Annotated in this window: 22 protein-coding genes and 1 pseudogene; 9 read left to right on the forward strand and 14 right to left on the reverse strand. The window is 70.1% G+C overall.

All coding sequences use genetic code 11. The annotated features are described in order from the left end of the window. The first annotated feature begins 50 nt into the window (after positions 1-50). A pseudogene (locus FHR33_RS29370) lies at positions 51-1,926 on the forward strand (ABC transporter ATP-binding protein). On the opposite strand, the gene FHR33_RS29375 reads toward FHR33_RS29370, so the two are convergent. After that, positions 1,896-3,251 carry an MFS transporter gene (locus FHR33_RS29375; RefSeq protein WP_183654384.1) on the reverse strand — a complete coding sequence of 452 codons (1,356 nt, stop codon included), beginning with the start codon at positions 3,249-3,251 and terminating at the stop codon, positions 1,896-1,898. The pseudogene FHR33_RS29370 and the gene FHR33_RS29375 overlap by 31 nt on opposite strands. A 65-nt stretch (positions 3,252-3,316) precedes the next feature. Between FHR33_RS29375 and FHR33_RS29380 the strand changes: the two genes are divergently transcribed. Both FHR33_RS29380 and FHR33_RS29385 read left to right on the forward strand, forming a co-directional pair. Then, positions 3,317-3,970, forward strand: coding sequence for a TetR/AcrR family transcriptional regulator (locus FHR33_RS29380; RefSeq protein WP_246453179.1), 654 nt, complete (start codon positions 3,317-3,319; stop codon positions 3,968-3,970). Between the two features lie 10 nt (positions 3,971-3,980). Continuing rightward, a complete protein-coding gene (locus FHR33_RS29385; RefSeq protein WP_183654390.1) occupies positions 3,981-4,727 on the forward strand; it encodes a methylenetetrahydrofolate reductase in 747 nt (248 codons plus the stop codon). A 30-nt stretch (positions 4,728-4,757) separates the two neighbouring features. Here the strand turns inward: FHR33_RS29385 and FHR33_RS29390 are convergent, their stop codons facing one another. Genes FHR33_RS29390 through FHR33_RS29405 form a run of 4 tightly spaced genes read right to left on the reverse strand, consistent with a single transcriptional unit; the run spans position 4,758 to position 6,953 of the window. Further along, positions 4,758-5,276, reverse strand: coding sequence for a LysM peptidoglycan-binding domain-containing protein (locus FHR33_RS29390; protein WP_183654393.1), 519 nt, complete (start codon positions 5,274-5,276; stop codon positions 4,758-4,760). A 2-nt stretch (positions 5,277-5,278) separates the two neighbouring features. After that, the gene (locus tag FHR33_RS29395; protein ID WP_183654396.1) at positions 5,279-6,184 is read right to left on the reverse strand and encodes a WXG100-like domain-containing protein; all 906 of its coding nucleotides are present in this window, start codon (positions 6,182-6,184) and stop codon (positions 5,279-5,281) included. Next, the gene (locus tag FHR33_RS29400; RefSeq protein ID WP_183654412.1) at positions 6,181-6,507 is read right to left on the reverse strand and encodes a YbaB/EbfC family nucleoid-associated protein; all 327 of its coding nucleotides are present in this window, start codon (positions 6,505-6,507) and stop codon (positions 6,181-6,183) included. Before FHR33_RS29400 ends, FHR33_RS29395 begins: the two co-directional genes overlap by 4 nt. A gap of 59 nt (positions 6,508-6,566) precedes the next feature. Then, positions 6,567-6,953: a winged helix-turn-helix transcriptional regulator gene (locus FHR33_RS29405; RefSeq protein ID WP_246452180.1), complete on the reverse strand. Its 387-nt coding sequence runs from the start codon at positions 6,951-6,953 to the stop codon at positions 6,567-6,569. An 88-nt stretch (positions 6,954-7,041) separates the two neighbouring features. Here FHR33_RS29405 and FHR33_RS29410 point away from each other — a divergent pair, with 88 nt between their 5' ends. Beyond that, a complete protein-coding gene (locus FHR33_RS29410; RefSeq protein ID WP_183654420.1) occupies positions 7,042-7,968 on the forward strand; it encodes an NADP-dependent oxidoreductase in 927 nt (308 codons plus the stop codon). On the opposite strand, the gene FHR33_RS29415 is transcribed toward FHR33_RS29410, so the two are convergent. From FHR33_RS29415 to FHR33_RS52840, 3 genes are read right to left on the reverse strand one after another with little or no spacing between them, the layout of a single operon-like run. Next, entirely contained in the window at positions 7,951-9,393 is a 1,443-nt protein-coding gene (locus tag FHR33_RS29415; protein ID WP_183654423.1) for an MFS transporter, read from the reverse strand. The genes FHR33_RS29410 and FHR33_RS29415 overlap by 18 nt on opposite strands. 44 nt (positions 9,394-9,437) lie before the next feature. After that, positions 9,438-10,100 (reverse strand): Crp/Fnr family transcriptional regulator, encoded by a 663-nt coding sequence (locus FHR33_RS29420; protein WP_183654426.1) that lies wholly within the window; start codon positions 10,098-10,100, stop codon positions 9,438-9,440. Further along, positions 10,097-12,082, reverse strand: a complete 1,986-nt coding sequence (locus tag FHR33_RS52840; protein WP_312895772.1) for an adenylate/guanylate cyclase domain-containing protein — start codon at positions 12,080-12,082, stop codon at positions 10,097-10,099. Before FHR33_RS52840 ends, FHR33_RS29420 begins: the two co-directional genes overlap by 4 nt. A gap of 198 nt (positions 12,083-12,280) precedes the next feature. Here FHR33_RS52840 and FHR33_RS29430 point away from each other — a divergent pair, with 198 nt between their 5' ends. Continuing rightward, the gene (locus FHR33_RS29430) at positions 12,281-13,231 is read left to right on the forward strand and encodes a collagen-like domain-containing protein (protein ID WP_221241299.1); all 951 of its coding nucleotides are present in this window, start codon (positions 12,281-12,283) and stop codon (positions 13,229-13,231) included. 53 nt (positions 13,232-13,284) lie between these two features. On the opposite strand, the gene purL is transcribed toward FHR33_RS29430, so the two are convergent. The 4 genes from purL to purS all read right to left on the reverse strand — a co-directional run bounded on the left by purL (position 13,285) and on the right by purS (position 17,290). After that, positions 13,285-15,531 carry a phosphoribosylformylglycinamidine synthase subunit PurL gene (gene purL, locus FHR33_RS29435; protein ID WP_183654432.1) on the reverse strand — a complete coding sequence of 749 codons (2,247 nt, stop codon included), beginning with the start codon at positions 15,529-15,531 and terminating at the stop codon, positions 13,285-13,287. An 86-nt stretch (positions 15,532-15,617) separates the two neighbouring features. Then, entirely contained in the window at positions 15,618-16,301 is a 684-nt protein-coding gene (purQ, locus tag FHR33_RS29440; RefSeq protein ID WP_183654435.1) for a phosphoribosylformylglycinamidine synthase subunit PurQ, read from the reverse strand. A 134-nt stretch (positions 16,302-16,435) separates the two neighbouring features. Continuing rightward, the gene (locus FHR33_RS29445; RefSeq protein WP_312895773.1) at positions 16,436-16,873 is read right to left on the reverse strand and encodes an ATP-binding protein; all 438 of its coding nucleotides are present in this window, start codon (positions 16,871-16,873) and stop codon (positions 16,436-16,438) included. Positions 16,874-17,044: 171 nt separating this feature from the next. Further along, entirely contained in the window at positions 17,045-17,290 is a 246-nt protein-coding gene (gene purS, locus FHR33_RS29450; protein ID WP_183654438.1) for a phosphoribosylformylglycinamidine synthase subunit PurS, read from the reverse strand. A gap of 298 nt (positions 17,291-17,588) precedes the next feature. On the opposite strand from purS, the gene pdhA reads away from it, so the two are divergent. From pdhA to FHR33_RS29470, 4 genes are read left to right on the forward strand one after another with little or no spacing between them, the layout of a single operon-like run. Then, positions 17,589-18,680 carry a pyruvate dehydrogenase (acetyl-transferring) E1 component subunit alpha gene (pdhA, locus tag FHR33_RS29455; protein ID WP_183654441.1) on the forward strand — a complete coding sequence of 364 codons (1,092 nt, stop codon included), beginning with the start codon at positions 17,589-17,591 and terminating at the stop codon, positions 18,678-18,680. Continuing rightward, entirely contained in the window at positions 18,677-19,657 is a 981-nt protein-coding gene (locus FHR33_RS29460; RefSeq protein WP_183654443.1) for an alpha-ketoacid dehydrogenase subunit beta, read from the forward strand. Before pdhA ends, FHR33_RS29460 begins: the two co-directional genes overlap by 4 nt. 14 nt (positions 19,658-19,671) lie before the next feature. Further along, on the forward strand, positions 19,672-21,210 hold the full coding sequence (locus FHR33_RS29465; RefSeq protein ID WP_183654445.1) for a dihydrolipoamide acetyltransferase family protein: 1,539 nt from the start codon (positions 19,672-19,674) through the stop codon (positions 21,208-21,210). Positions 21,211-21,270: 60 nt separating this feature from the next. Then, positions 21,271-21,567: a Dabb family protein gene (locus tag FHR33_RS29470; protein ID WP_183654447.1), complete on the forward strand. Its 297-nt coding sequence runs from the start codon at positions 21,271-21,273 to the stop codon at positions 21,565-21,567. On the opposite strand, the gene FHR33_RS29475 is transcribed toward FHR33_RS29470, so the two are convergent. Together FHR33_RS29475 and FHR33_RS29480 are read right to left on the reverse strand one after the other, a co-directional pair. Beyond that, the gene (locus FHR33_RS29475; protein ID WP_183654449.1) at positions 21,564-22,571 is read right to left on the reverse strand and encodes a hypothetical protein; all 1,008 of its coding nucleotides are present in this window, start codon (positions 22,569-22,571) and stop codon (positions 21,564-21,566) included. The genes FHR33_RS29470 and FHR33_RS29475 overlap by 4 nt on opposite strands. Further along, positions 22,568-23,089, reverse strand: a complete 522-nt coding sequence (locus tag FHR33_RS29480) for an RNA polymerase sigma factor (protein WP_183654451.1) — start codon at positions 23,087-23,089, stop codon at positions 22,568-22,570. The genes FHR33_RS29475 and FHR33_RS29480 overlap by 4 nt, the downstream gene beginning before the upstream one ends. Positions 23,090-23,091 lie beyond the last annotated feature (2 nt).

Genomic DNA, 23,091 nt, shown 5'->3' on the forward strand with positions numbered 1-23,091 from the left:
GGCCTCAGGGGGTTGACCTGAAGTTAGCTTGAGCTTCTACGGTGATCCCCATGGACATGGAAGTCACCGCCTGGAACCAGCTCTACGGCGCGATGAACGCCCGGCAGGAGCGCCGCCCCTTCTCGGCGGCCACGCTCAGGCGGATCGCCGCCTTCGCCCGCCCGCACAAGGCCAGGCTGGCCAGGTTTCTCGCCCTGAGCCTCGTCATGGCGGCTCTGGCCGTGGCGGCTCCCGTCCTCGCGGGCAGGGTCGTGGACGCCATCGTGAAGGCCCAGCCCTTCGACGTGGTGCTCGGCCTGGCCGGCCTGATCGCGGGGCTCGCGCTGGCGGAGGCGGGGCTCGGCCTGCTCACCCGCTACCTGTCGGCGAGCATCGGCGAGGGCCTCATCCTCGACCTGCGCACCGCCGTCTTCGACCACGTGCAGCGGATGCCGATCGCCTTCTTCACCCGCACCCGCACCGGCGCCCTGGTCTCACGCCTCAACAACGACGTCATCGGCGCCCAGCGCGCCTTCACCGACATCGTCTCCAGCGTCGCGGGCAACGTCGTCACGCTCGTGCTGACCCTCATCGTGATGATCGGCATCTCGTGGCAGATCACCCTGCTGGCGCTGCTCCTGCTGCCGGTCTTCGTCCTGCCCGCCAGGCGCATGGGCGGCCGCATCGCCAAGCTGCGGCGCGAGGGCCGCCGACCACAACGCCGCCATGGGCACCCAGATGACCGAGCGCTTCTCCGCGCCCGGAGCGACGCTGGTCAAGCTGTTCGGCCGCCCCGCGCACGAGTCCTCCGAGTTCGCCGTCAGGGCCCGCAGGGTCCGCGACATCGGCGTGCGCACCGCCGTGACGCAGGCGGTATTCGTCACCGCGCTGACCCTGGTCTCCGCCCTGGCCCTGGCCCTGGTGTACGGCCTCGGCGGCTTCTACGCCCTGCGCGGTGAGCTCGACGCGGGCTCGGTCGTCGCGCTCGCCCTGCTGCTGACCCGCCTCTACTCCCCGCTGACCGCCCTGGCCAGCGCCAGGGTGGACGTGATGAGCGCGCTGGTCAGCTTCGAGCGGGTCTTCGAGGTGCTCGACCTCAAGCCGCTCATCCAGGAGAAGCCCGACGCCCAGGCGCTGCCCGACGCGCCGACGAGCGTGGAGTTCGACCAGGTGCGCTTCGCCTACCCCTCGGCCGACAAGGTGTCGCTCGCCTCTCTGGAGGAGGTCGCCACGCTCGACTCGCGCGGCGGGGTGGAGGTGCTGAAGGGCATCTCCTTCCGCGCCGAGCCCGGCCAGATGGTTGCCCTCGTCGGCTCCTCAGGAGCGGGCAAGTCCACGATCGCCCAGCTGCTGCCGCGCCTGTACGACGTGGACGAGGGCGCCGTACGGCTCGGCGGGGTGGACGTCAGGGACCTCACCGCCGACTCCATCAGGGACACGCTCGGCATGGTCACCCAGGACGGGCACCTCTTCCACGACTCGATCAGGGCGAACCTGCTGCTGGCCCGTCCCGAGGCCACGGAGGAGGAGATCTGGGACTCGCTGCGCAGGGCGCGCCTCGCCGACCTCATCGAGTCGCTGCCCGACGGGCTGGACACCGTCGTCGGGGAGCGTGGCTACCGGCTGTCGGGCGGCGAGAGGCAGCGGCTCACCATCGCCCGCCTCCTGCTGGCCAGGCCCAGGGTGGTCATCCTCGACGAGGCGACCGCCCACCTCGACTCCACCTCGGAGGCCGCCGTGCAGGAGGCCCTCGCCGAGGCGCTGGACGGCAGGACCGCGATCGTGATCGCGCACCGCCTCTCCACCATCCGCGCGGCCGACCTCATCCTGGTCGTGGAGGACGGCCGCGTGGTGGAGCAGGGCACTCACGCCACCCTGCTCGCAGAGGGAGGCAGGTACGCCGAGCTGCACAGCACTCAGTTCGACGCCCCCGCCATCGCGGCCTGAGCAGCCGTACGGCGCAGCGAGAAGAGCGCCACGGGGACGCCCACGGCCACGATGATCGCCGCGATCACCAGCGTGGACTGGTAGGCGGCGAGGAACGTGCTCTGGCTCTGCCTGGCGCTGAGGATGGCGCCCAGCACGGTGATGCCGAGCAGGCCGAACACCTCGCGCGAGACGTTGAGCACGCCGGAGGCCACACCGGCGCGCTCGGCGGGAAGCGCGCCGAGGATCATCGTGGTCAGCGGGACCAGCATGCCGCCGCCCAGGCCGTACAGCAGGAACCAGGGCAGGACGTCGAGGTAGCCGCCGTCGGCCCCCACGTAGGAGATGCCGAGCACGGCCACCGCCATCAGCCCCAGGCCGAGCGCGACGGTCTGGGCGTTGCCGAGCAAGCGCGCCAGGCGCTGTGACTGGAGGGCGACGACGGCCATGACCAGGGCCATCGGGACGAAGGCCGCGCCCGCCTCGACGGGGGAGAAGCCCAGGGAGTTCTGGAGCCAGAGGGCGCTGAAGAAGTAGATGCCGAAGACGCCGAACGACCACAGGCCCATGGCGAGCGTGCCGCCGGTGAACACCCTGCTCCTGAAGAGGGTCACGTCGATCATCGGCTGCTTCGACCTCGACTCGATGATCACGAAGGCCGCCGCCGAGCCGGCCGTGACGGCGACGAGGGGGAGGTTCCAGCCCTCGATGAGTCCGAAGGTCAGGGCGAACAGGGCGATCGCCGAGGTGACGAGGCCCGGCAGGTCGAGGCTGTGCCGTACGCGGTGGGTGTCGGGACGGATGGCCCACAGGGCCAGCGCGAACGTGGCCACCCCGATGGGCACGTTGATCAGGTAGATCCAGCCCCAGTGCAGGTTCTGGCTGATGAAGCCGCCTGTCGCGGGGCCGAGCGCCATGGACAGCGCGCCGCTGGCGGTCCAGATGCCGACGGCCGCGCCACGCTCGCGCGGGTCGGGGAAGATCGAGGAGATGAGCGCCAGCGCGGTCGGCGTGAGAAAGGCCGCCCCGACCCCCTGGACGGCACGCGCCGCGATCAGCGTGGCGCCGTCGGGGGCGAGGCCCGCGCCCATCGAGGACAGCGTGAAGACGGCCAGTCCGATCAGGAAGGTCCTGCGCTTGCCGATCACGTCGGCCAGCCTGCCGCCGACCAGCATGAGCCCGGCGAAGACCAGCATGTAGCCGGTCGCCACCCACTCGAGGCCCGACAGCGTCAGCCCGAGATCCCGCTGGATCGTCGGGAGCGAGACGTTCGAGATGTTGTTGTCGAGATACGTCATGAAAGTTCCGAGGGTCACCGCGCCGAGCGCCCACCATCGCATGTCCATCACTCCTATACGCCGTACTTGTACGACGTACAGTGAACTTGTACGACGTATAGTTGTCAACCGTGATGGGAAAACTGACGGCCGAGGCGATCGTCGACAAGGCGCTGGAGATCGGGGACGGCGAGGGGCTCGAGGCGGTGACCATCAGGCGGCTGGCCACCGACCTGGGCGTCACGCCGATGGCGCTCTACTGGCACTTCAAGAACAAGGAGCAGCTGCTGGTCGGGATGGCCGACCACCTGATCGCCGGGTTCGCGCCCGCCGCCGGGGACGACCGGCCGTGGCAGGAGCAGCTGCACGACCTGACGCTCGGCCTGATCAGGGTGCTGCGCAGGTACCCGTGCGCGAAGAACCTGCTGGAGCAGGTCGACCAGACCGCCGTGCCGAGCTTCCTCGCGGTGTGGGACAGGGCGCTCGGCCTGGCCCACTCGGCGGGGTTCGGCTACGAGGAGTCCTGCCTGATCACCAAGTACCTGCTGCAGAGCGCGATCTCCATCGCCGACGCGCCGGTTCACTTCAGGCCGGGCCGTACGCCTGAGGAGATCGCCGAACTGCAGAGGGTGAAGCGCCTGTCGCTGCAGACCCTGCCGCCGGGCACCTATCCCCACCTCGTGGCGATGGCCGGCCCCATGGTCGAGGGCATGAGCGAGGAGTTCTACGACAGCTTCGGCGTCGAACTCGTGCTCGGAGGGATCACCGCGCTCGCCGCCCGCCGATAAAGTGCCCGGTATGACTTTTCAGCTGGTCTGCGAGATCGAACCGCCCACCAAGCCCGATCTCACGCACGTCCGGCACCAGATCGGCACGCTCGGCAAGCTCGCCCACTCCTTCCTCATCCCCGACAACCACATCGGCAGGGCGACCGTCTCCAGCGTCGCCGTCGCCCACGAGGTCCAGTCGATGGGCGGACGCAGCATCGCCTGCCTCAACTCCCGCGACCGCAACCTGCTGGGCCTGCGCCGCGACCTGCTGACGGCGGCCGCGTACGGCGTTGACCAGTTCCTGTTCGTGTACGGCGACAAGCCCACGGTCGGCAACAGGACCAGCGACCTCACCGTGCGCTCGATGATCGAGGAGGCGCGCGCGTTCTCGCCCTCCTTCCGCGTCGGCGCCGCGGCGGGGCTGCGGCCGCTCCCCGCGTGGAAGCGGGCGGCCGACTTCCTCTTCGTCCAGGTGAGCTTCTCCCTGGACGCGCTGCTGAGGTGGCGTGAGCAGAACCAGGTGGACGTGCCGGTCTACGCAGGGGTGATGGTCCTGGCCAGCCGGCAGCACGCCCAGCGCCTGGCCGCCGCCATCCCTGACATCGACATCCCGTCGGAGCTGGTGGAACGGCTGGGGGAAGATCGGATGGCGGGGGTGGAGGCAGCCTGCGAGCAGGTCCTGCGCCTCAGGGACTCGGGCGCCTTCGACGGGGTGCACCTGATCCCTGTGGCGAGGTACCGCGACGTCGAGTCCCGCCTGCACGACACCCTCTGACGATCAGCCGCCCCTCCGACCCGGCGTGCGTTACTTGTCGGGGCGGACGGACAGGATCGTGGTCACGTTGTCCCAGTCGGTCACCTGGACCCTGTCGGCCATGAGACGCAGGCGCTTGGAGATCTCTTCGTGGCCGTCCAGGTTGGCGTCGACGCCCTTGGCGATCTGGCCAGAGACGGCCTCATAGCCGGTCCCGCCGCCCTCGCCCTTGAAGAAGGTCGTCCCGGGCTGGCCTCCGCCCCAGAAGTTCCCGATGGCGTTCAGCTCGTCCATGGCGTCCTTGACGTACGAGGCAAGGTCGTTGCGTTCGAGGTCGAAGGCGCGAGCGACCGACCGGAGGTGCGCGGGATAGATCTCCATCGGCAGCTGGAGCCGCACCCCCTGGCGCAGCCGGTGCGGGTCGCCGATGACGTCGCGGTTGGCGGCGTAGATCCGCTCCCAGAGGGAGCCGTCCTCGAAGTACTTCTCCGCGATCTCCCAGAGGGACTCCTCCGGGCCGACCGTGATCGTCTCGGGCCGCACGGGCGGCTCGATGGGCTCGTCCGACATCGTCACCCCGCGGGTTTGTGGGCCATCGTGAAGTAGAGGAGCGCCCTGCCCAGGGTCTCCTTCCAGGTCGGGATGAGCTCCGAGCCCGTCTGGCCGTTCATCGCGTCGTAGGAGGGGCCGTAGCCGATCGAGCCGCCCGCCATCCGGTTGAGGAAGGCCTGCACGTCGGCGTTCTTGGTCACCGTCCTGGTCAGGGGCGCGGCGGCGTCGTACACGCCGTAGAAGACGACCGACGCGGCGAACTCCTTCAACGCCTGCTTGGCGTTGTCCTCGAAGGAGCCGGCGTCCGCGCCGCGCAGCGCCTTCACGCCCGCCACCACGGCCACGTCGCCGGCCGCGAAGAACACGCTGCCGATCGTGTACTCGGTCAGCTTGCTCATCAGGATGCGGGCGATGTTGTGCTCCAGCAGCTTCGCCAGGAGCCTGGCCTGCGCGCGCCGCATGAGGAACTGGGTGAGGTGGTAGGCGCCGGTCGCCTGCCAGGGGAAGGTGGTGAGGAAGACGAAGCTGGCGAAGTTGGCGATGGCCAGCGTCCGGTAGGCGTCCTGGGCCGTCTCGACGACCTCGGCGAACTCCTCGCAGGCCGCGCTGTTCTGCCTGCACCGCGCGGCGAGCTGGGCGGCGTGACCCAGGGCGGGAGGCAGCGGGTACAGCCCCTCGGTCACCGTCGACTTGTACGCCTCGACGCCCTCGCCCGCGTTGCGCCTCCACACGGCCGAGGCCGCGGGGTAGGTGCGGTTCGGGCTCTGCTCGATCCGCTCGGCGAGCCTCGCCCAGACGTCGCGGGCCTCGCGGGCCTTGACGGGGTCGCCGTCGGGATAGTCGACATTGAGCATCTGGAAGACGAACCCCGCGAGACCGAGGGTGCCGAAGGCGTAGATGCTGCCGCGGCTCGGGCTGATCCTCAACGGTCCACGTCCAGCCCGGTTCCTGCGATGAACGGATCGACGAGCTCGCCGATCCCTGCCTCCGCGTTCCTGGCCGCCTCGGCCGCCGCCTCGAGGACGGCCGCGGCGAGCTCGTCGGAGCCGAGCCGCATGGCGCGCGCGTCGATCGTGAGGCCGATCAGGGCTCCGGTCGGCGACGCCTCGGCGACCACCCGTCCCTGCGCCGCCTCGCCCCTGCCCCTCACCTCGGTGATCCGGTCACGAAGGTGTTCGAGCTGTGTGACGTCCTTCTGAAACTCCTCCAGGAGCCTGCCGATCTCCTGGTCCCCGGTTCCGTGTCGCATCTGGACCAGCATAGATCACATGTCGAGGAATCTGCATATTATCGATGGGAAAAGAGGGTTTAGCTGGTCTGGACGTCGTACCTCAGTCGCGAGGTCGCCACGTACTCGCGGTGCTCCTCCGCCCACCGGATGAGCGAGCTGACCTCCACCGACAGGGTCTCGCCCACCGGGGTCAGCGCGTAGTCCACGCGGGGCGGCGACGTGGGGGTGACCGTACGCTCCACCAGCCCGTCGCGCTCCAGGCTGCGCAGGGTCAGGGTGAGCATCCGCTGCGAGATCCCCTCGATGGAGCGCTGCAGCTCCGAGTAGCGCCTGGAGCCGCCGCCGAGCAGCGCCATGACCAGCACGCTCCACTTGTCGCCGACCCTGTCGAGGACGTCGCGCAGCTGGCAGGTCGCGTCGGCGGCGCCGATGGGGCGCACATCGGTGTTCGTTACGAGGGACAAAGTGCCTTCTTCCGTCACCAGGCCATGGTGGCCCAGACTCGACACGCGCACAAGAAGTAACCAACGCACAAACAGTAAGGAGAATCCCATGCGTGCTGTCGCCTTCACCGCGTTCGGTGCCGCCCCCGAGGTCACCGAGTTGCCGGTGCCGGAGCCTGCGCCAGGGGAGGTGCTCGTCCAGGTGCGAGCCTCGTCGGTCAACGGCTTCGACCTCGGCGTCCTGGGCGGCTTCCTGAAGGGTGTCTACGAGTACGAGTTCCCCGTGGTGATCGGCAAGGACTTCGCCGGAGTGGTCGCCGCGGTGGGAGAGGGCGTGAACGAGATGGCCGTCGGCGACGAGGTGTTCGGCGTCGTCATGCGTCCCACGCTGGGACAGGGCGGCTTCGCCGAGTACGTCGCCGTCCCGCAGGGCTACGGCATCGCCCGCCTGCCCGACGGGCTCGACCACGCCCGCGCCGGCGTGCTGGGCCTGGCCGGCACCGCCGCGCTGAACGCTCTCGACGCGGTCGCGCCAGAGGCGGGGGAGAGCGTCCTGATCTCGGGTGCGACCGGAGGCGTCGGCGCGCTGGCGATCCAGCTCGCCGCCTCCAGAGGCGCCACGGTGATCGCCACCGCGCGACCTGGCGCCGAGACCGAGTTCGTCACCGGCCTCGGGGCCGCGCACGCCGTGGACCACGCCGACCTGGCGGCGGGGGTGCGCGCCGTCGCCCCCGGCGGCGTGCACGCGGCCCTCCACCTCGCGGGCGACGGCGCGGCCGTCGCGGACCTGCTCGCGAACGGCGGGCGCTTCGCCTCGACCGTGCACTTCACCCCCGAGAACGCAGGGGAGCGCGACCTCAAGGCCACGACCGTGATGGCCGACCCGAACCCCGCCACGCTGGCGCTGCTCGCCGCCGAGGTGGTCCAGGGCCGGCTGCGGGTGCCCGTGGCCAGGGTCTACCCGCTGGAGGAGGCGCAGCGGGCCATCGCCGACTTCACCGGTGGAACCCTCGGCAAGCTAGCCGTCTCGATCTGAGGGCTGCCTGGCGAGCGCCGCCAGCAGGGCACCCGCGAGCGCCACCCCGAACAGCACGCCGTACGTGCGCTGGAAGCCCGACATCAGCTGCTCCACCGCCACCGGCGACAGCTTCGACAGCGTCCCGCCGTACACCTGGGCGCGCAGCGCGGGGGAGACCGCGCTGGTCAGGACGGTCAGTGACAGGCCCACGCTGATCACGACGCCCACGTTCATGACCATCAGCCTGAAGCCGTTGACCACCCCGAGGCTCCCCGCGGGCAGGGCGCTCATGACCTGGGTGGTGTTGCCGGTGAGGAAGGTGCCACTGCCGCATCCGGCCAGGAAGAGCCCCACCCCGATGATCCAGTACGGCGTGCCGGGCCGCGCGGTGAGCATGAGGGTCAGCAACCCCGCCGCGCTGAAGAGCGAGCCGCCGATCGACAGCGCGTACGGCGAGACGCGCCGTCCGAGCGCTCCCGCGATGGGAGAGGCCAGCGCCATCCCGACCGGCACGGGCAGCACGCTGAGCCCCGCGGTGAAGGCGTCGACGCCGCGGGCGGCCTGGAAGTAGAGCGCGACCACCAGGATCAGCGCCGCCCTGGCCAGCGCGTTGCAGAACGACGCCAGGTTGGCGCAGGCCAGCATGCGCCCGCCGAACAGCCGCAGATCGAGCACCGGATGCGAGGCCCGCCGCTCGACCACCAGGATCAGCGGCACCAGCACGGCGGTGACCGCGCCCCCGACGATCACCACCAGGCCGCCGTTGCCGATCTCCGACAATGCCAGCAGGAAGGCGGTCAGCGCGGCGAAGATGAGCAGGTTGCCGAGGGCGTCGACGGGCTCACGCGGCCCTCTCGGCACCTTGCGCAGCGTGAACGCGCCCCACACCAGCGCGATCACCCCCGCCGGCACGTTCACCCAGAAGATCCACTGCCAGCCGGCAGCCTCGGCGATCAGCCCGCCGACGGTCGGGCCCGCCAGCTGGGCGACGGAGAGGGTGCCGATGTAGACGCCCATGCCCTGACTGAGGCGGTCGGGAGGAAAGGCCGCGGTGATGATGACGGTTCCGTTGGCCAGGATCATCGCCGAGCCGATCGCCTGGACGACGCGCATCGCGACCAGGAACCAGACATCGGGCGAGAGGCCGGCGAGCAGCGAGGCGAGGGTGAACAGCGCGAAGCCCGCCAGGTAGACCTCCCGTCTGCCGAGCAGGTCGGCCACGCGGCCGAAGAAGACGAGACTGGCGGTGTTGACGAGGAGGAAGGCGAGCAGGATCCAGCTCGCCTCGAAGGGCGTGGCGTGGAAGTGGCGGACGACGGCAGGGAGCGCGACGTTGAGCGTGCTGCCCGCGATGCCGATCAGCACCAGGCCGAGGCTGGTCACCGAGCAGACACGCCACGCGTAGCGGAGTCGGAGGGTGTAGTCGGGGGAGGCGGCGACCATGCCCCCTACTATGACGTACGACGTACGTCCGTTTTATCCCTGGGTTAGCGGGCCCTTCTGCGTAACCCGTCGAGGTCGTGGACGACCACGCGCCGCCGCCCCGTCTCGATGAGCCCCCTGTCGCGCAGCGTCCGGAGCGCCTTGCTCACAGCCTCCCTGGAGGCTCCCGTCCACCCCGCCAGCTCATCCTGCGAGAGCGGGAGCGCCACCCGCAGCCCCGTGCTGGTCTGCTCGCCGTACCGTTCGGCCAGCTCCACCAGGCGCGTGGCCACCCTGCCCGTGGTGTCGAAGGCGCCGTACTCCACCCGCTTCCTGTCGGAGTCGCGCAGCCGGCCCGTGACCATCCGCAGCAGCACGACGGCGACGCGGCCGTGCGTGGCCAGGAAGCCGGGGAAGTCGTGGATCACCACCCCCGAGACCGGCTCCAGCGCCGTGACGGTCGCCGATCGGGCCGAGCCGTCGATCGCCGACATGTCGCCCAGCAGCCCGCCGGGACCCCGGACGGCCAACACCACCTCCGTGCCGCCGCTGGTGTGCGAGGACACCTTGACCCTCCCGTCGAGCAGCAGCAGCACCCAGTCGGACGTGTCGCCCTCCGACATCACCACCGCCCCGCGCTCCCAGCTCTTCGGGCGGCCCGCCGCCTTCAGCGCCGTGATCTCCTCGGGGGTCAGCTTGGTCAGGAACTCTCCGGCCTCTGCGGTCATGCCCTGATTATGCGGGTCAGGACGAAAGCTTCCACCTCCTGCTCCTTGCCCTTCAGGCGCAGCGGACCGAGCGGGCGCGCCTCCGCGGTGCTGGCCTGGGCCAGCGTGGTCGAGCCGATGACCACGGTTCCAGGTTCGGCCAGGCCCTGCAGCCTGGCGGCTACGTTCACCGCGTCGCCCATGGCGTTGAAGCCGCGCAGCTCGGGGCTGCCGATGTTGCCCACCAGGGCCATCCCCGTGTTGACGCCCACCCTGAAGGTCGGCCAGCCGTCGGCGGCGACCTTAGTGGCCGCCTCCTGCATGGCCAGCGCCGCCGTGCAGGCGGCCAGGGCGTGGTCGTCCTGGGCGGCCGGCGCGTTGAACAGCGCCAGCAGCGCGTCGCCGACGAACTGCACGATCGTCCCGCCGTTGTCCAGGATGCAGGGGACCGCGGCCGTGTGATAGCGGTTCAGCATCTCGACGATCTCTCCGGGCGCGACCCGCTCGGAGAACGTCGTGAACCCCTTCAGGTCGGCGAACAGCGCGGTCAGCTCCCGCAGCTCGCCGCCGAGCGCGGCCTGGCCGGGGTCGGCGAGCAGGCGGCTGGCGACGTCTGGCGACATGTACTGCCGGAAGAGAGTGTCCAGCTCGGCGTACAGGCGGGCGTTCTCCAGGGCGATCGACAGCTGGCTGGCCAGGGTGGCCGACAGCGCCTCGTCCTGGGTGGTACGGCCGACCGGCACCTCGAGCGCACCCGCGAGGTGACCCTTCACGGTGAGCGGATAGGTGATGAGGCCGTCGCGCCTGACGGGGGTGGTGCCGCTGAAGGTGTACTCGCGTGAGCCGATGCTCACCCTGCCTTCGGAGACCAGGCCGATGCGGACGTCGCCGTACACCTGCCGTACGCGCTCGAGCGCGCCGGTCAGCAGATCCGACTCGGCCAGCCGTACCTTGGTCTGGGTCCCGACGTCCACGAGCGCCGACAGGCGCTCGGACAGCTCCCGCTCGCTGGCCAGCGCCTCGCCGGCCCTGTCGAGCACCGCCGCCTGTCCCTCGGTGAGCTGGAAACGCCCCGCCAGCCGTACGGCAGGCAGCTTCGTGCCCCTGCGCACATGGTCGACCAGCTCCTCCAGCGCCTGCTCGTACTGCACCTGGATCTTCTCCACGGTCGCCGACAGCGCCACCGAGTCGAACAGCCCCGCGCTCGACCCCTCGCGCCTGAACTGCAGGTAGGCGCTGTAGGCGACGAAGACGAAGGCGAGGGTCAGCAGGATGTGCCACTCCCACCACGACAGGTGCCAGTTCAGCTGGGACATGCCCGCGACCATGGCCTCGGCCAGCAGCGCGTAGGCGGTGACCAGGCTGACCAGGATCGCCGAGCGCCTCATCCTGTGCAGGCGGAACATCATCAGGCCCGCCGCCACGAACAGCACCAGACCTGGCACCGAGAACCAGCCGAACCAGGGAATCGGCAGGACGGCCGGGGGCCTGCTGAGCGGGGTCAGCCCGGGGATCAGCGACGCGATGCCCCAGAGCACCATCAGCCCGACGACGGTCAGCCTGATCAGGTGCTGCGCCCTCATCACCGAGCGAGCCTGCGCCGCACCGAGAGGGAAGGCCGAGGCCAGCGCGAAGACCGCCGCCATCGTCAGCCCCACCTGCTGGCCGATGTCGAAGCCCAGGGTGGGACCGTCGAGCAGCACCTGCGGGGTGGACAGTCCGTGCAGGAAGAAGAAGCCCGCGCTGCTCAGGAACACCATGGAGACCAGGAACAGCCTGGCGTCGGCCCTCCTGCGCGCCGCCTCGCTGATCATCAGCCCGAGGATCACGTTGATGCCGGCCACGACGGCGATCATCCAGAAGTGGCTCGGATTGTGGTGCCACATGATGTTGACGCGGGGCTGGGCGAGCAGCAACCACAGCCCGAGCAGCGGCAGGACGAGGTGAATCGCCCACACCACCACTCGGACAGGCTGGGTGGCGGGCGGGAGGTAGGTGTCCACGCCCGATTATCACCACGGGCCCGCCGAAACGACTGTGTCCTTCTGCACACAGATTCGCGTCAGAAATGACCGCTCGTCAGTAGGGATGTCACCCTCCGTTTCGTGACTTGTACGTTATGTGGCCTCGTCATTCTTTGGAACGGTTGAAACGTGAACCTCATGAGCATCATGAGCAACCCCTGTTCTGGAAGGACATCCGTGGCGATCAAGATTCGTGGTGGGCGCACGCTCACCCTGGCCACCGTCGGAGCGCTTGCTCTCTCGCTCTTCACCATCGGTGGCGTCGCCACCGCCTCGTCGGCCGCCGGACAGGAGGTGCACGCGTGCGTCCACAAGAAGACGCGCTACGCCCGCATCGTCAACCCGTCGACGCAGTGCAGGAAGACGGAGGAGAGGGTGCTGATCGGCGGCTCGACGACCAGCGGCCTGTCCGGCACCCGCGAGAAGGGCGACACCGGGTCGCAGGGCCCGAAGGGCGACACGGGACCGCAGGGCCCCGCCGGGCCCGCGGGCAAGAACGGCGTCGACGGCAAGCCCGGCATCCAGGGCCCCAAGGGCGAGACGGGCCCCAAGGGCGAGACAGGCCCGAAGGGCGAGACAGGCCCGAAGGGCGAAACCGGTCCCCAGGGCCCGAAGGGCGCGGACGGCGAGGACGGCCTCGACGGCAAGAACGGTCTCAACGGCAAGGACGGCAAGGACGGCACCGACGGCAAGCCCGGCATCCAGGGGCCCAAGGGTGACACCGGCTCGCAGGGGCCCAAGGGTGACACCGGTCCGCAGGGGCCCAAGGGGGAGCCGGGTGGTTCGGTGAGCCTGGCGACCTACACCGTGCAGGACTCCTTCTCGGGGCTCGGTTCGGCGTCCGTCTCCTGCAAGAGCACCGACGTGGCGACCGGCGGCGGCTTCTCCTTCACCTCGTTCAAGAACGCCGTGCTGCTGGCCAGCGCCCCCACCGGCAACGGCAGGAGCTGGACCGTCCAGGTGGCCAAGGACGACAACGGCGGCGGCAACGACGGCCACGGCGCCGCGATCGCCGCGACCACGCCGCCCGCCAGCCCCGCCCCCAGCGCCGAGGCCAAGACCTACGGCGGCAACCACGGGACCAGCGTGAGCGGCACCGTCTACGTCGTGTGCCTGAAGAAGTCCTGACGAACGCGACGAAGGGGGGCCGGACGAACCGGCCCCCCTTCGCAGGCGGCGTCTCAGCCGAACAGCGCGGGCAGCGTCTTCGTGTGGGTGTCGCGCAGCTCCGCGACGGAGATCGCCAGGACCCCCTCCACCACCAGCGCGTCGCCGCCCGTCTCGCCGAGGCCGTAGCACGGCACCTCGTGCGAGGCGCACAGCGCCGCGAACTCCTCGAACGCCTCAGGCCTGACCGCGACCAGCGCCCGAGCCGACGACTCGCTGAACAGGTCCACGAACGGGTCGCCGACCAGCGAGACCGTGGCGCCAACGCCCCTGGCCAGGCACGCCTCCGCCAGCGCGATCGCCAGCCCGCCGTCCGACAGGTCGTGCGAGCCCGCGACCAGCCCTCGGGCGGCCGCCTCGACCATGACCGACGCGAGCCCCTGCTCGGCCACCAGGTCCACCTCGGGGGGCAGCCCGCCGAGGTGCGAGTGGACGACGTGCGCCCACTCCGACCCGCCGAACTCCTCGCGCGTCTCGCCGAGCAGCGCGATGCGCAGCCCCGGCTCGAGGAATCCGGACCTCACGCGCTTGGCGACGTCGTCGATGACGCCGAGCACGCCGACCACGGGCGTCGGGTGGATGGCCGCGGTGCCCGTCTGGTTGTAGAAGGAGACGTTGCCGCCGGTCACGGGGACGCCGAGCGTCTTGCAGGCGTCGGCGAGCCCGCGTACGGCCTCGGCGAACTGCCACATGACCTCGGGGTCCTCGGGCGAGCCGAAGTTGAGGCAGTTGGTGACGGCCAGCGGCTTGGCGCCGGTGACCGCGACGTTGCGGTAGGCCTCGGCCAGCGCCAGCTGCGCGCCGGCGTAGGGGTCGAGCTTGGCGTAGCGGCCGTTGCCGTCGGTGGCCAGCGCGATGCCGCGGTTGGTCGGCGTGGCGCCGTCCATGACCTCGGAGATGCGCAGCATGCCCGCGTCGGCGGGCTGGGCCAGGACGGTGTTGGAGCGGACGTACCTGTCGTACTGGGAGGTCACCCACTCCTTGGAGGCCAGGTTCGGCGACCCGAGCAGCTGGAGCAGCGTGGCCCGCAGGTCCTCGGAGCGCGGCAGGTCGACGGCCTGGTTCAGGGCGGCCTGACCGGCGGGCTCGTGGAAGGGCCGCTCGTAGACGGGGCCCTCGTCGGCTGCGGTGCCCGGCGGGATGTCGACGATGACCGAACCGTCCCAGGTCATCACGAGCCTGCCGGTGTCGGTCACCTCGCCGATGACGACGGCGGGCACGTCCCACTTCTCGCAGATCGCCATGAAGGCGGGGATGTCGGAGGGGGAGACCACCGCCATCATCCGCTCCTGGGACTCGCTCATCAGGATCTCCTCGGGACGCAGCGAGGAGTCGCGGAGCGGTACCAGGTTGAGGTCGACGTGCATGCCGCCGGTGCCCTTGGCCGCCAGCTCGGTGGTGGCGCAGGAGACGCCCGCCGCGCCGAGGTCCTGGATGCCGACGACCACGTCGGCGGCGTAGAGCTCCAGGCAGCACTCGATGAGCAGCTTCTCCATGAACGGGTCGCCCACCTGGACGGCGGGCCGCTTGGCCTCGGACTCGTCCTCGAAGGTGGCGGAGGCGAGCACCGAGGCGCCGCCGATGCCGTCGGGGCCGGTGGAGGCGCCGAAGAGCACGACCTTGTTGCCGGGTCCCGGCGCGGTGGCCAGCTTGATCTGGTCCTTGCGCAGCAGGCCGACGCAGAGCGCGTTGACCAGCGGGTTGCCGATGTAACAGGGGTCGAAGACGACCTCGCCGCCGATGTTGGGCAGGCCCAGGCAGTTGCCGTAGGAGGAGATGCCCTCGACGACCCCGGGCAGCACGCGCCTGGTGTCGGCCTGGTCGGCGCCGCCGAAGCGCAGCGCGTCCATGACGGCGATCGGGCGGGCGCCCATCGACATGATGTCGCGGACGATGCCGCCGACGCCGGTGGCCGCGCCCTGGTGCGGCTCGACGTAGGAGGGGTGGTTGTGCGACTCGATCTTGAAGGTGGCCGCCCAGCCGTCGCCGATGTCGACGACGCCCGCGTTCTCACCCATGCCGACCAGCAGTGCCTCGGACTCGGGCGCCTTGGTGGCGAACTGCTTCAGATGCACCTTGGACGACTTGTACGAGCAGTGCTCGGACCACATGACCGAGTAGATGGCCAGCTCGGAGGAGGTGGGACGGCGGCCGAGGATCTCCTTGACCCTGTCGTACTCGTCCTGCTTCATCCCCAGTTCGGCGAACGGCATCGCCTCGTCGGGCGTCTCCGCAGCGCGCTTCACGGAGTCCGTGTTCATGGGTCGCTCACCACTCCTCATTCGCTCCGCGGCGTGCCTCGTTCCTCGGCCCGCCTCTCCGCTCACTGCGTCGGGTTCGCTCCCGCTCATACATTCACCAGCTTCTTGAGGATGGAGGTGAAGAAGCCGAGCCCGTCGGTGCTGGGCGCGCCGACGAGGTCCTCGACCGCGTGCTCGGGGTGCGGCATGAGGCCGACGATGGTGCCGGTCTCGTTGGAGATGCCCGCGATGTCGTTCAGCGAGCCGTTGGGGTTGCCGCCGACGTAGCGGAAGACCACCTGGCCGTTGGCCTCAAGCGCCTCGAGGGTGTCGGCGGAGGCGACGTAGCGGCCCTCGCCGTGCTTGATCGGCAGCACCAGCTCCTGGCCGGGCTCGAAGGCCGAGGTCCAGGTCGTGGTGGCGGACTCGACCTTGATCCGCTGGTCGCGGCAGACGTAGTGCAGGGAGGCGTTGCGGGTCAGCGCGCCTGGCAGCAGGTGCGCCTCGCACAGGATCTGGAACCCGTTGCACGTGCCCAGGACGGGGAGCCCGCTCTTCGCGGCCGGGATGAGCTCCTCCATCAACGGCGCGAAGCGGGAGATCGCCCCGCAGCGCAGGTAGTCGCCGTAGGAGAAACCACCGGGCAGGAAGACCGCGTCGACCCCCTTGAGGTCGTGATCGCCGTGCCAGAGCGACACCGCCTCCGCGCCCGCCAGCCGTACGGCACGGGCGGCGTCCTGGTCGTCGAGAGTTCCTGGAAACGTGACAACGCCCACACGGGCAGCGCTCATGACTTCGTCCCCTCCGGAGGAATGCGCACGCCACGCCACCGTCTCGTCAGGGTGGACGGTGGTCTGCGGCGGTTCCTCAAGGGTATCCGCTGTCGTCAGGTGACGTTTCGCGGGGCTCAGACCGCGGCTGGGGCTCAGACCGCGGCGAGCTCGCGCGGGCGCGCGCCTTCCTCGTCGTCCCAGGCCAGGCGCTTACGCAGGTGGACGGTGGTGCCCCGGCCCGGCGTGATGCCGAACGAGATCTCGTCGACCACCGAGCGCATGATGAGCAGGCCGCGCCCGTTCTCGGTCTCGGGCGGCGGGTAGTGCAGCGGCATCGATGGAAGCCCGGCTCCCGAGTCGGCCACCTTGACGTCGCAGCGGCCGTAGCCGATCGCCGCGCTCACTTCGTACCTGTTGGCGGGACCGCCGTGGCGAACCGCGTTGGAGCAGGCCTCTGAGACCGCGAGCAGCATGTCGGAGATGCAGGTCTCGCTCACGCTGAGTGATCGCATCGCGTCACCCAGCACTCGCCTGACCATCGGGATGCCGATCGCATCCCTGGGCAGCGCCAACGAGAACTCAATATCCACCGGACCCCTCCGGGTGCCAGAATCTCACCTGGAGTAGGTTTCCCCGTGAAATCAGGGCTAACCGCAAAATCACGTTGTTGTTATTTAGTGTTGGTAAGCCCGTGGGATTGTGGCACGACGAAACCTAGCTTTAAGCCGCTATGGCCAATTCCAGGTGTCAAATGTGCTGTTCTACCCCTCGACCCTCACCGTGTACTCCTCGATCACGGTGTTGGCCAGCAGGGTCTCGGCCATCTTTCGGACGTCCGCAAGGGCGGCCTCGTCAGCGGCGCCCTCGAGCTCGATCTCGAAACGCTTTCCCTGACGCACCTCGGAAACGCCGGAGAAGCCCAGGCGCGGCAGCGCGCGGGCGATCGCCTGACCCTGCGGGTCGAGGATTTCCGGCTTGAGCATGACGTCGACGACTACGCGCGCCACGGCGCTCCTCCTGAAAGGTGGGTACGGCTTGCGGCGTTCAGCCTAGTGCCCCCTCGGAGCTCACCCACCGTCACCCCCACACCGGTCGCCGTGGGGACACGGTGGAAGATCCCTCGCGAGAGGTTCACCGGCGACGCATCGGGAACGGGGAGGACATGGGGCTTGCGCGTAGGGATGTGACCTCTGCCACGATGTCCCCAAACGCGTACGAACCACCACCAGATGGGCCGTACGCCGGAAAGGCCGGACAAAGCATGGCAACCCCAGCGAACCGGCCCCGACCGCACAGGAGTGGCACGTGACCGTCGACGCCTCTCGTGGTGCTGACGCACCTCCGGAGCTCGTCCAGTTGCTCACCCCCGAAGGGGAGAGGGTCGAGCACCCCGACTACGACATCGACCTGACGCCCGAAGAAGTGAGGTCGCTCTACCGCGACCTCGTGCTCGTCCGCCGTGTCGACCTGGAGGCCGTCGCCCTTCAGCGCCAGGGCGAGCTGGGCATCTGGGCCTCGCTGCTCGGCCAGGAGGCCGCGCAGATCGGCTCGGGCCGCGCGCTCACCGACGCCGACATGGCCTTCCCCACCTACCGCGAGCACGGCGTCGCCTGGTGCCGCGACGTGGACCCGGTGAACCTGCTCGGGCTGTTCCGCGGCGTGAACCACGGCGGATGGGACCCGGCCGAGCACAACTTCCACCTCTACACGATCGTCATCGGCAGCCAGACCCTCCACGCGGTCGGCTACGCCATGGGCATCCAGCGTGACGGCGCCAACGCCGCCACCATCGCCTACTTCGGCGACGGCGCCACCTCCCAGGGCGACGTCAACGAGTCGTTCATCTGGGCCAGCGTGTTCAACGCCCCGATCGTCTTCTTCTGCCAGAACAACCAGTGGGCGATCTCCGAGCCGCTGGAGAAGCAGACCCGCATCCCGCTCTACCGCCGCGCCTCGGGCTTCGGCTTCCCCGGCATCCGCGTCGACGGCAACGACGTCTTCGCCTGCCTGGCCGTCACCCGCCAGGCGCTGAGGAACGCGCGAGAGGGGCAGGGCCCCACGCTGATCGAGGCCTTCACCTACCGCATGGGCGCGCACACCACGACCGACGACCCGACCCGCTACCGCGTGGCCAGCGAGCTCGAGGCGTGGAAGCTCAAGGACCCGATCGAGCGGCTCAAGGCGTACCTGTTCAAGAACGAGCTGGCCGACCAGGCCTTCCTCGACTCGGTGGAGGCCGAGGCCGAGGATCTCGGCGCCGACCTGCGCAGGCGCTGCCTGGAGATGCCCGACCCCGGGCCGCTCGACATCTTCGACCACGTCTACACGGGCTCTCACGCGCTCATCGCGGAGGAGCGCGCCCAGTACGCCGCCTACCTGGAGGGTTTCGAGTCATGAGCATTCTGACCCTCTCCAAGGCGATCAACGAGGGCCTGCGCAAGGCGATGGAGGACGACCCGAAGGTCCTCATCATGGGCGAGGACGTCGGCAAGCTCGGCGGCGTCTTCCGCGTCACCGACGGTCTGCAGAAGGACTTCGGCGAGGACCGCGTCATCGACACCCCGCTCGCCGAGTCGGGCATCGTCGGCACCGCGATCGGCCTGGCACTGCGGGGCTACCGGCCCATCTGCGAGATCCAGTTCGACGGGTTCGTCTTCCCCGCCGCCGACCAGATCATCACGCAGCTGGCCAAGATGCCGCTGCGCTCGCTCGGCGCGATCAAGCTGCCCGTCGTGGTCCGCATCCCCTGCGGAGGCGGCATCGGAGCCGTCGAGCACCACAGCGAGTCGCCCGAGGCGTACTTCACCCACACGGGCGGCCTGCGCGTCGTCGCCTGCAGCAACCCCGCCGACGCCTACTCGATGATCCAGCAGGCCGTCCGCAGCGACGACCCGGTGATCTTCTTCGAGCCCAAGCGCCGCTACTGGGAGAAGGCCGAGGTCGACACCGCCTCCACCGACTGGTGGACGCCCTTCGACGAGGCCTCCGTCGTCCGGCAGGGCACCGACGTCACGCTGCTCGCCTACGGCCCCATGGTCAAGACCTGCCTGGAGGCGGCCACCGCGGCCCAGGACGAGGGGCGTTCGCTCGAGGTGATCGACCTGCGCTCGCTCAACCCCCTCGACTTCCCCAAGGTCATGGAGTCGGCCCGCAAGACGGGCAGGGTCGTCGTGGTGCACGAGGCGCCCGTCTACAACGGCTTCGGCGCCGAGCTCGCGGCGCGGATCACCGAGTCGTGCTTCTACCACCTCGAGTCACCCGTGCTGAGGGTCGGCGGCTTCTCCACCCCCTACCCGCCCTCGAAGCTGGAGGACCACTACCTGCCAGACCTCGACAGGATCCTCGAGGCCGTCGACCGTACCTTCACCTACTGAGAGGGGGACCTCGAATGCGTCGCGAATTCAAGCTCCCCGACGTCGGAGAGGGCCTGACCGAGGCGGAGATCGTCCGTTGGCACGTCAAGCCGGGCGACTCCGTCAAGGTCAACCAGATCGTCGTGGAGATCGAGACCGCCAAGTCGATCGTCGAGCTGCCCTCCCCGTGGGCGGGCGTCGTCGCCGACCTACTGGCGGAGGAGGGTCAGACGGTCGACGTCGGGCTGCCCATCATCGCCGTCGACACCGGCGAAGCCGCCCCCTCGGGTCCGGCGGGCGCGCCGTCCGCCGCCTCGACCGAGGGCCCGGCGGACCGGCTCGAGGCGCTGGCCGACGACCTGGTGCCGCGCCCGCCCGCCGAGGGCGCCGTCGAGCCCGGCGCGCACGGCGGTCCCGCGCCCAAGGAGGAGCGCACGCCCGTCCTGGTGGGCTACGGCGTCAAGACAGGGGCCGTCAAGCGCCGCACGCGCAAGACCCCCGGCCAGGACACCGGCCAGCCCGGCCAGGCACAGCCGGGCCAGGCTCAGCCGGCTCAGGCACAGGCGGCTCAGGCACAGGCGGCTCAGAGCCAGGCGGGTCAGGTGGCCAACCCCGAGCGCGTCGCGCTCCCCGGCCACGTCGCTCCAGCCGAGGCGGGGCAGATTCCGGCGCCGCGCACGGGTCAGGAAAGAGTCCAGGTGCTCGCCAAGCCGCCGGTCCGCAAGCTGGCCAAGGACCTCGGTGTCGACCTGGCCACCCTGCGGGGCACGGGACCGCAGGGCTCCATCACCCGCGACGACATCCACGCCGCCGCCCAGGAGCCCGCTCAGGTCGCCCCCGCGGCTCAGGCGGCACGTCAGGGGGCGCCGGAGGTGGCCGAGGAGCGCGTGCCCATCAAGGGCGTGCGCAAGATGACCGCCCAGGCGATGGTGGCAAGCGCCTTCACCGCGCCGCACGTCACCGAGTTCCTGCAGGTGGACGTCACCGAGACGATGGCGGCCGTCCAGCGGCTCAAGGGGCTGCCCGACTTCGCCGAGGTCAGGATGTCGCCGCTGCTGCTGGTCGCCAAGGCCGTCCTGGTCGCCGCCCGCCGCTACCCGATGATCAACTCCGCGTGGGACGAGGCGGCGCAGGAGATCGTGGTCAAGCACTACGTCAACCTGGGCATCGCCGCCGCCACCCCCCGCGGCCTGGTCGTTCCCAACATCAAGTCGGCCCACGCCCTCGACCTGCCGTCGCTCGCGGCGGCGCTGGGCGAGCTGACCGAGACGGCGCGGGCGGGCCGTACCCAACCGGCCGACATGGCGGGCGGCACGATCACGATCACCAACGTGGGCGTGTTCGGCGTCGACACCGGCACCCCGATCCTCAACCCGGGAGAGGCGGCGATCCTGGCCTTCGGCATGGTCAGGGACGCGCCATGGGTGGTGGACGGGCAGCTGGCCGTCAGGAAGGTGACCACGCTCGCGCTGTCGTTCGATCACCGGATCATCGACGGCGAGCTCGGCTCGCTCTTCCTGCGCGACGTCGGCGCGATGCTGGAGGACCCGCTGCGCATGCTCGCCTGGAGCTGAAGGACGCGGGCGGGCGGCTCCGGCCTGCCCGCCCGCGCCTCAGGACACTAGGCTGGTCGCATGATCCGCCACATCGTGCTGCTGACCTGGACCGACGACGCGACCGACGAGCAGAAGGCCGCAGTCGCCAAGCACCTGGGCGAGCTGCCCGCCGTCATCCCGCAGCTGCGCCGCTACGACCTCGGCAGCGACCTCGGCCTGGCCGCCGCCGGCAACTCCGACTTCGCCATCGTCGCCGAGTTCGACTCGGTCGCCGACTACGAGGTCTACCGCGACCACCCGCAGCACCACGCCGTGATCAACGAGCACATCGTCCCGATCAAGGCGGGCCGCGCCGCGATCCAGTACGAGTTCTAGAGCCGCGCCGTACAGCGGACGCACTTGGCAGGCGGCACCGGCCGCACATCGCTCCAGCCCACCTTCCTGACGATCCCGGCGCGCCAGGCGGCGCCCTCGGGAGTCAGCCCTTGCCTCCCGAGGAACTGGCCGGTCCTACGGTCGATCACGAGCTGTCCTCCCTTGAATCGAAGGGCCAGCCCGTCGAGCCCGAACGTCCCTGGAACGCCGTCGACCACCTCGATCCCCGGCGCACGCGCCAGGAGAAGGTAGGCGGCCGCCCTGGTGCCAGGCGTCGCCGGTGAGTCGACGAGCCGCGAGGCGGCCTCCGCCAGCCACTCCTCACGCTCGCTGCCCACCTGAGCGTCGTGGCTTTCCAGCAACCGCGCCCTGAGCGCCGCCGGCTCCTCGGGGAGGCTCCGCAGCTCCGTCAGCGTCGGCTTCAGCCCATCGGCGAGCTCCAGCACCGAATCCAGGTCCGCGGAGGAGTATGCGGGCATGTTCTTGTCGCATCCCCGCGCGGGGCACAGCCTGGGGGAGCCGTCCCGTCGCCACGCTCTCAGGCCCTCGGCCGTGTACGGCTTCGACGATATCGGCTCGCGCCAGCCGTAGACCTCGCGGTCGGGCCCGAGGGCGAGAACCTCCATGGCCCGTTCCTCGACCCTGTAGGGGGAGCCGTTCTTCGTCCGCATGACGTCCTCGATGTCTCGTCGCCAGTAGCGGCCCTTCGCCTCCGGTGTCGCCGCCAGCCTGGCCGCCGCAGCTTCGAGTTTCTGCATGGGTGTGACCGCGACCGGCTCCACCGCAGGTCGAGGGAGAAGGGCCACCACCGCGCCGACCATGATCACGACGGCCGCCGCCGCGAGAGCCATCCCGGTCCACGCCCTCCGGCCTCTCCTGCTGCGGACAGCCGTCGTGGCGGTCGCGCTCCCCCCGAGCACGCGCTCCCTGGCCGCCAGAAAGCTCTCGGGAGAGGAGGGCGGCACGTCCGGCATCACCGAGTCGATGACATGGAACTCGTTCATCCCAACACCTCACGCAGCTTGGTCCTGGCCCTGCTCAACCGGGAGGCGACCGTCCCCATGGCGATCCCGAGCGCCTCGGCGACCTCGTCGTAGCCCAGCCCGCCGTAGGCGACGAGCAGCACCACGTCGCGTTCACCCTGTGACAGCCGTGCCAGCGCCCCCGCCAGCCGGTCGACCGTCACGTCAGCGGAGAGCCTGTCCACGATCCGCTGGTCGGGCGCCTCCTCGTCGGGTGGTGGGCCCGTCCTGGCCAGCGCCCGGTACCTGCGTACCTCGGCGCGTCTGTGCCTGCCGATGAGGTTGGTGGCGATGCCGTACAGCCATGGTCTGACCCCGCCCACGACCGCGTCGAAGCGGTCGCGCTGCCTGAAGGCGATGAGGAACGTCTCCGCAGCGAGATCCTCGGCCACCCCGAGGTCGAGCCTGCGCGCGATGTAGCGCCGGATCTCCTCGTAGTGGGCTTCGAAGACGGCCTCGAAGACGTCAGGAGCAGTGATCACACCCTTGATTGCCCGCAAGG

It is taken from the genome of Nonomuraea dietziae (genome assembly GCF_014195505.1).
GTDB classification, from domain to species: domain Bacteria; phylum Actinomycetota; class Actinomycetes; order Streptosporangiales; family Streptosporangiaceae; genus Nonomuraea; species Nonomuraea roseola.

Excerpts from the sequence above, each read along its gene's own strand:
- FHR33_RS29375 (WP_183654384.1), bottom strand. The coding sequence starts at position 3,251 with ATGGACATGCGATGGTGGGCGCTCGGCGCGGTGACCCTCGGAACTTTC.
- FHR33_RS29380 (WP_246453179.1), top strand. The coding sequence starts at position 3,317 with ATGGGAAAACTGACGGCCGAGGCGATCGTCGACAAGGCGCTGGAGATC.
- FHR33_RS29385 (WP_183654390.1), top strand. The coding sequence starts at position 3,981 with ATGACTTTTCAGCTGGTCTGCGAGATCGAACCGCCCACCAAGCCCGAT.
- FHR33_RS29390 (WP_183654393.1), bottom strand. The coding sequence starts at position 5,276 with ATGTCGGACGAGCCCATCGAGCCGCCCGTGCGGCCCGAGACGATCACG.
- FHR33_RS29400 (WP_183654412.1), bottom strand. The coding sequence starts at position 6,507 with ATGCGACACGGAACCGGGGACCAGGAGATCGGCAGGCTCCTGGAGGAG.
- FHR33_RS29410 (WP_183654420.1), top strand. The coding sequence starts at position 7,042 with ATGCGTGCTGTCGCCTTCACCGCGTTCGGTGCCGCCCCCGAGGTCACC.
- FHR33_RS29415 (WP_183654423.1), bottom strand. The coding sequence starts at position 9,393 with ATGGTCGCCGCCTCCCCCGACTACACCCTCCGACTCCGCTACGCGTGG.
- FHR33_RS29420 (WP_183654426.1), bottom strand. The coding sequence starts at position 10,100 with ATGACCGCAGAGGCCGGAGAGTTCCTGACCAAGCTGACCCCCGAGGAG.
- purL (WP_183654432.1), bottom strand. The coding sequence starts at position 15,531 with ATGAACACGGACTCCGTGAAGCGCGCTGCGGAGACGCCCGACGAGGCG.
- purQ (WP_183654435.1), bottom strand. The coding sequence starts at position 16,301 with ATGAGCGCTGCCCGTGTGGGCGTTGTCACGTTTCCAGGAACTCTCGAC.
- FHR33_RS29460 (WP_183654443.1), top strand. The coding sequence starts at position 18,677 with ATGAGCATTCTGACCCTCTCCAAGGCGATCAACGAGGGCCTGCGCAAG.
- FHR33_RS29465 (WP_183654445.1), top strand. The coding sequence starts at position 19,672 with ATGCGTCGCGAATTCAAGCTCCCCGACGTCGGAGAGGGCCTGACCGAG.
- FHR33_RS29470 (WP_183654447.1), top strand. The coding sequence starts at position 21,271 with ATGATCCGCCACATCGTGCTGCTGACCTGGACCGACGACGCGACCGAC.
- FHR33_RS29475 (WP_183654449.1), bottom strand. The coding sequence starts at position 22,571 with ATGAACGAGTTCCATGTCATCGACTCGGTGATGCCGGACGTGCCGCCC.